We start from the raw sequence: 6,381 nt of genomic DNA, 5'->3' as shown, positions 1-6,381 counted from the left end.
GGGCGTCGAGGTCATTCTGCAGACCGGCTTTTTTCAGATAATCGGCGACTACCTGCGAGCCCGGCGCCAGCGAGGTCTTGACCCACGGCTTGGGAGTCAAGCCCTTGGCATGCGCGTTGCGCGCCAGAAGACCGGCGGAAATCATCACCGAAGGGTTCGAGGTGTTCGTGCAGCTGGTGATCGAAGCGATGGCCACGTCGCCGTTGGCCACATCGAAGTCGCCGCGGAAATCCGTGCTGACCGAAATCGCCTCCTGCGCGGTTTTGCTGGTTTCATAATCCGGCAGCGTCGCGGCGAAAGAGTCCTTGGCTTCGGACAGCCGGATGCGGTCCTGCGGGCGCTTCGGACCGGCGATCGACGGCACGACAGTGCCCAGATCGAGCGTGAGGTACTCCGAGTATTTCGGCTCCACATACCCTTCGGCCTTGGTGTCGCCCCAGAGCTTATTGGCCTTGGCATAGGCCTCCACAAGCGCGACCTGATCCTCGCTGCGCCCGGTCAGACGCAGATAGTCAAGCGTCACGTCGTCAATCGGGAAGATGCCGCAGGTCGAGCCGAATTCAGGGCTCATGTTGCCGATGGTGGCGCGGTTGGCCAGCGGCACCGAGGCCACGCCATCGCCGTAGAATTCCACGAATTTGCCGACCACGCCGTGCTGGCGCAGCATGTCGGTGATGGTGAGTACGACATCGGTGGCGGTGACGCCCTCGGGGATCGAGCCGGTCAGCTTGAATCCGACGACGCGCGGCACAAGCATCGAAATCGGCTGGCCGAGCATGGCCGCCTCGGCTTCGATGCCGCCGACGCCCCAGCCCAGCACGCCCAGGCCGTTGACCATGGTGGTATGGGAATCAGTGCCCACGCAGGAATCAAGGTAGGCCAGCTGCCGCCCGCGCTCCCCCGGCTTGCTCATGATGACCTTGGCCAGGTACTCGATGTTGACTTGGTGGATGATGCCGGTCCCCGGCGGCACGACGCGGAAGTTGTCCAGCGCCTGTTGGCCCCAACGCAGGAATTGGTAACGCTCGCCGTTGCGTTGGTATTCGATGTCCATGTTGCGCTCGACCGCGTCCGAGACGCCATAGGCGTCGATCTGCACCGAATGGTCGATCACCATATCGGCCGGCACCTGCGGATTGATCACCTCGGGATCGCCGCCCAGCTCGCTGACTGCGTCGCGCATCGTCGCCAGATCGACAATGCAGGGCACGCCGGTGAAGTCCTGCATCACCACGCGCGAGGGCGTGAACTGGATCTCATGACTCGGCTGCGCGTCCGGATCCCAGTCGAGCAGCGCCTTCACATGCCCGTCAGTGATGTTCGCGCCGTCGATGTTGCGTATAAGGTTCTCGACCAGCACTTTCAGCGAATACGGCAGATGGTCCACGCCGGGCAGATCGTCGATGCGGTAGTAGTCGAATTCCGTGCCGTTCACGCTGAGCGTGGACAGTTGCTCGTCTCGTACAGACATGGTTCCTCCGAACGTTGGGGCGCTAATCGTCCCGTTTCCTGGCAAGTGCTGCGCGCTTCCGCGACCTTGGCTATGCAACGAGCCTTGCAGCTGCAGGCGCACAGGCACACGCCGATAGACGAAGGCTGCGGGTGGTCCTCAGTTCCATACTATAGGGAAGACTCCGTATAGATCCCTCAGCCCCGGGCATTGCGCCTGTCGTGCGGCAATCGTACTCCGGGCATATTTCGCCGCACGATTCGAGCCACGAATTGACATATCGCCAAGATCACCAGCGCGCAGGCGAGCGCGATCACCGTGGCTGCGAGGGAGTCGCCGGACGGCAGTTGCAACGCGAAAAAACCTGCAACAAACGGTATGAACGCCCCGACCACGCCTGCCAATGCGAACAGCGCGACAAGCACGCCACGCCAGGACAGCAGCGGACGTGCGACCTGACCCAGCACCACAATGCCCAGAGCGAACACGATGATGGCATTGACGGTGAACAGTGAGCGCTGATTGGCCGCCGACTGCATATCCCATTGCATGATCCTGGGAAGGAACCACGAATTGATCAGCACGCTCAGCCCGATCGCGATGCCCCGGGGCAGCGAGAACTCGATTACGCGCCGCAAAAATCCAGGGACGTATCGGCGCGTATTCGGCGCCAGCGCGAGAATGAAAGCCGGCATGCCGATGGTCAGCGCACCGATATAGGTGATATGCCGTGGCAGATATGGGAAAAGCATCCCGGTGAACACGACGCCCAGGGAAATGGCCACCGAATACGCCGTTTTGACGAGGAACAGCGAGGCGACGCGCTCCATATTGGCCATGACCTGGCGGCCGCGCGCCACGACGTCTGGCAGGTGAGAGAACTTCGAATCGACCAGCACCACCTGTGCCACTGCCTTGGTTGCCGGCGCGGCGTTTCCCATGGCGATGCCCAGATCCGCCTCCTTGATCGCCAACGTGTCGTTCACGCCGTCGCCGGTCATCGCGACCACATGCCCACCACGATGCAAGGCCTGGACGATGGCCTTCTTCTGCTCGGGCATCACGCGGCCAAGCACATCGACCTTATCGATCACCTGTGCGAGCTCATCGATATCTTTCGGCAGCTTACGCGCATCCATGGTGCGCACAGGCCGGTCACCGCACAGCCGCACCTGCCTGGCAATGGAGCCGACGGTGGCCGGATTGTCGCCGGAGATCACGCGGCAGCGCACGCCCTGCTTACGGAACCACAGCAGGGTGCCATTGGCATCGTCACGCACTCGTTCGGCGCAGAGCACTAATGCGACAGGCCGCGCGGCTGGGTCCAGCCGCGGTTTGGATGCGAAGTCGGCGGCAATGTCGCCTGTGCCGCGGGCGATGAGCAGCACTCGGTTGCCCTGGTTCGCATACTCGGCAATCTCAGCAGAGAGGGTGTCGGAAGCGGATGTCTGAGCATTGTCTCCAGCCTGTTCAAAGGCCGAAAGCAGCACTTCGGGGGCGCCGAAGTACCATGTGCCCTCGCCCTGGCGCGCGATGGCGCTCCATTTTCTCGCCGACGAAAACGACACGCGCTCATCGACGCGACCCGGCTTGCAGCCCCAGCCAGCCAGTGCATCAAGTACCGCTTGGCCTGTGGCGTTGGGATTCTCCTCGTGCGCCAGATCGAACAAGGCTTGCGTCACCTCGCGAGGCACATGGTCCTTGCCGTCAGCAGCATCGCCGGTGCCCGCAACGGCAGTCTCGGCACGATTCGCATCCACAGGCAGCAGCGCCTTGAACCCGATGCCGCCGTCGGTGATCGTACCGGTTTTGTCGAGATTGAGGCAGTCGACACGGGCCAAAGTCTCCACGGCCTCAAGCTCCTGCACCAGCGTGTTCTTGCGTGCGAGCCGCATCGCGGCGATGGCGAAGTTCAGCGAGGTGAGCAGCACCAAGCCTTCCGGGATCATGCCGACCACGCCGGCCACAGCGGAGACCACGGCCTGGCGCCACTCGCCGCCGGCCAGCGCCTCAGACCAGCCGCCCACGGCGCGCACCTGCGACCAGATCAGCAGCGCGCACAAGGGCACCACCAGGAACGTGAGCACCTTGAGAATCGTGTTGATGCCGCGGTTAAGATCGGACACGGTCTTGGTGTAGACCTTCGCCTGAGCGGTCAGTTTCGCAGCATATCCGTGCTTGCCTACGGCGTTGACTTTGGCCAAGGCCAGTCCTGAGACCGCGTTCGAACCGGAATAGATATTCTCGCCGGGCCGCTTGCGCACGGTGATCGACTCCCCTGTGAGCATCGATTCGTCGAGTTCGAGCCCCCAGCTGTGCAGTAGCTCCGCATCGGCCGGCACTTGCTCGCCGGAACGTATCCACAGCAGATCATCAAGCACAATGTCATCATGGCTGATGGCGATATTGCGCCCATCCCGCCTCACGAGCGGATGCGCGGCAACCAAGATCGAGAGCCGATCCAGCGTGCGCTTCGCCTGCAGCTCGGTGATGATGCCAATGCCGGTGTTGACGATGATAACCAGCCCGAACACCGCATCACGCCACGAGCCGGTGGCCAACACCATGAGCATTGCGACGAGGATAATGCCGTTGAACAGCGTGAACACGTTGGCGCGGATGATCTGCGCCAACGAACGCGAAGCCGGGTTGTCGACCAGATTCGTCTGTCCGCGGTCCATGCGCGCCTGGACTTCCTGCGCGCCCAATCCGCGTTCTTCGACCTGGGGCATCGCCTGCACGCCTTGCTGCGCATTCGTTTCAGGCCGACTGGCCGCCATGCCGGATGTCTGCGGCGTCTGGGCTGGCTGCGTCTTCGGTTTCTCCAGCATCGGCCTCTCCTATTGCTCGTTCGTCGTCACGGTCAGCGACCGAACGTGCGGATTGTCATTGATCACTGCCATCAAGGCCCCAGGCAGCGGCACGGCCGAAGAATCAGCATCGTCGAGCGTCATGCTCATGGCGTACAGCGTGGCATCGTCGGGCGGCCGTTTCGCATCGATAAGCACTACCGGGATGCCCGAACTCCGGACGAAGCCGAGCGCCCTGCTCCAACTGGAAATCTGTGCAGGCCGAACGTCTAGCCCGCAGATCAGGATCACGCTGATCGGGCTGAGCGCCAGGTCCTTGACACCTTCCTGCGCTGCGCGCACCGGATCCTTGACCTGTTGCGTGGAAACGTAGGAGGCTTTCAGATCGCTCCTGGCCAGCGCGTTGAGCACGCGTTTGTCACGGTTGGTATCAGCCGAGCCGATCAAGCCGATAGTCACATCGCTGTTGTCGATGCTGTCATGCGCGATCGCAGTCGTTCGTTGGCGAGCGGTATCGCCCACAGCCTCGCCATGCGGCGCGCACGACCCCAGCAGCATAACAGCCGCCAACACCAGCGAAAACGCGCCGATGATTGCGCTCGTGCGCGCCTTGGGCCATTGCCGGACCGGACCGCGCGCCGCGCCCCATCCTGCCTGGGGTTTTCTGCTCGGTGTCGCTGCAGCTTCGTTTCTGCGAATCAATCGGATCATGCGCGGTTTTCCCGGGTGAACAGCGCGACGGTCTCTACATGGTGGGTCATCGGGTAAATGTCGAAGGCATGGATATCGGCGAGCGCATACCCCAGACCGGTCAGCGTGGCGGTGTCGCGCGCCAGCGAGGTCGGATCGCAGGCTATGTAGATGATCGCCGCTGGATTGGCCGCAGCGATGCGGCTGCAGACTTCCTTTCGTGCGCCTGCCCGGGGCGGGTCGAGCACGACGATATCGGGATGCGCCAGTTTACGCGGCGTATGCTTCAGGACCTTCGCCACATCGCCGATTTGCACGTCGCAACGATCCTGTTCCAAACCGATGTCGGCGAGGTTCCTGCGCGCGTTCCTGACAGCAGCCGCCGAGCCTTCGACGCTGAGCGTCCTGGCGTCCGGAATGCAGCTCGCCAGCGGCAGGGTGAACAACCCGGATCCGGAGAACAGATCCCAGACCACAGGTGCCTCCGTGCCGGCCATGACCTGACTGGCCAGCGAAAGCACGTGTTCGGGCAGCACCAGCGGAGCCCGACGATGCACCTGCCAGAACCCCCCGGCGTCGACACGATAGAAGAACCGCCTGCCGCCGACGATCGTGGTTTCGCGCAATTCATCGGATCCGGCGACGGTCGTGCCTTCTATCTGGATGGCGTAGTTGCTGCCGACGGCCTCGAGCAACGCGTCGCCGCCCGCTGCATCAAGCTGGCCGCTATCCGGCTGCAAGGCTTCCGGCTGCGATATGCGCGGCTCGGGCACGGCGACGCGGATGCGCGCGCCCGGTTCCAGCCTGCCGTCCCAGAGCCCTTGCCGCCCCATCACGGCCAGCGCGGCGCTCGATGCCAATGGCATCGTGTCGATTGGGACGCGCACATGCGTGCCGCGTCTGCGCATCGACGGCCTGCCCTCGTCGTCGGCAACCATCTCGACCCGGGTGCGCCAATGCAGGCCCTGTGCCGCCTCGTCCCCTGCGATTCGCTCGACCGGGACGTCGTCGATCGCCACATGCCCCATACGGCGCATTTGCTCGGTGATGGTGGCGGATTTCCACGCCAGCTGCCCTGGCAGCGAGACGTGAACGAGATCGGCGCCACCGACTCCGCCGCCAGCGGCCAGTGGCCCCGCCAACGGCCACGGCGGCGATACGCGCAACGAGCTGGGCTCGAGCACGTCGACTACTTCGCCGGTCCAGAAGCGATCCTTACGCTCGTGCGGCTCGTCAAGTTCGATATGCACCAGTTCGCCGGGCAAAGCGAAACGCACGAACACCACGCGGCCGTCGATATGCGCCACGCAGCGTCCTTGGTCGGCGAAACGTTCGATGCGTGCCTCGGTCTGCATTGCTGCGATCTCCTTTATTTGTGGAACATGTATTGCTACGGCGTGTCACGGGCGGGTACAGGGTGCATGCGGGGAC

4 protein-coding genes are annotated in these 6,381 nt (G+C 63.4%); all 4 read right to left on the bottom strand.

Going from position 1 to position 6,381, the window contains the following annotated elements; translation table 11 throughout:
• Positions 1 to 1,471: aconitate hydratase AcnA (gene acnA / locus LKG04_RS06940; RefSeq protein WP_291763557.1), on the bottom strand; the 1,471-nt coding region annotated here is incomplete at its 3' end.
• Between the two features lie 176 nt (positions 1,472 to 1,647).
• Positions 1,648 to 4,182 carry an HAD-IC family P-type ATPase gene (locus LKG04_RS06935; protein ID WP_291763566.1) on the bottom strand — a complete coding sequence of 845 codons (2,535 nt, stop codon included), beginning with the start codon at positions 4,180 to 4,182 and terminating at the stop codon, positions 1,648 to 1,650.
• 108 nt (positions 4,183 to 4,290) lie between these two features.
• Positions 4,291 to 4,971, bottom strand: coding sequence for a sugar ABC transporter substrate-binding protein (locus LKG04_RS06930; protein WP_291763554.1), 681 nt, complete (start codon positions 4,969 to 4,971; stop codon positions 4,291 to 4,293).
• On the bottom strand, positions 4,968 to 6,305 hold the full coding sequence (locus LKG04_RS06925) for a class I SAM-dependent RNA methyltransferase (RefSeq protein ID WP_291763551.1): 1,338 nt from the start codon (positions 6,303 to 6,305) through the stop codon (positions 4,968 to 4,970). Before LKG04_RS06925 ends, LKG04_RS06930 begins: the two co-directional genes overlap by 4 nt.
• Between the last annotated feature and the right edge of the window lie 76 nt (positions 6,306 to 6,381).

This window comes from Bifidobacterium sp. (assembly GCF_022640935.1).
Classification (GTDB): Bacteria; Actinomycetota; Actinomycetes; order Actinomycetales; family Bifidobacteriaceae; genus Bifidobacterium.
Note: the sequence above shows the minus strand (reverse complement) of the source record. Positions and strands in the feature narration are given on the sequence as shown.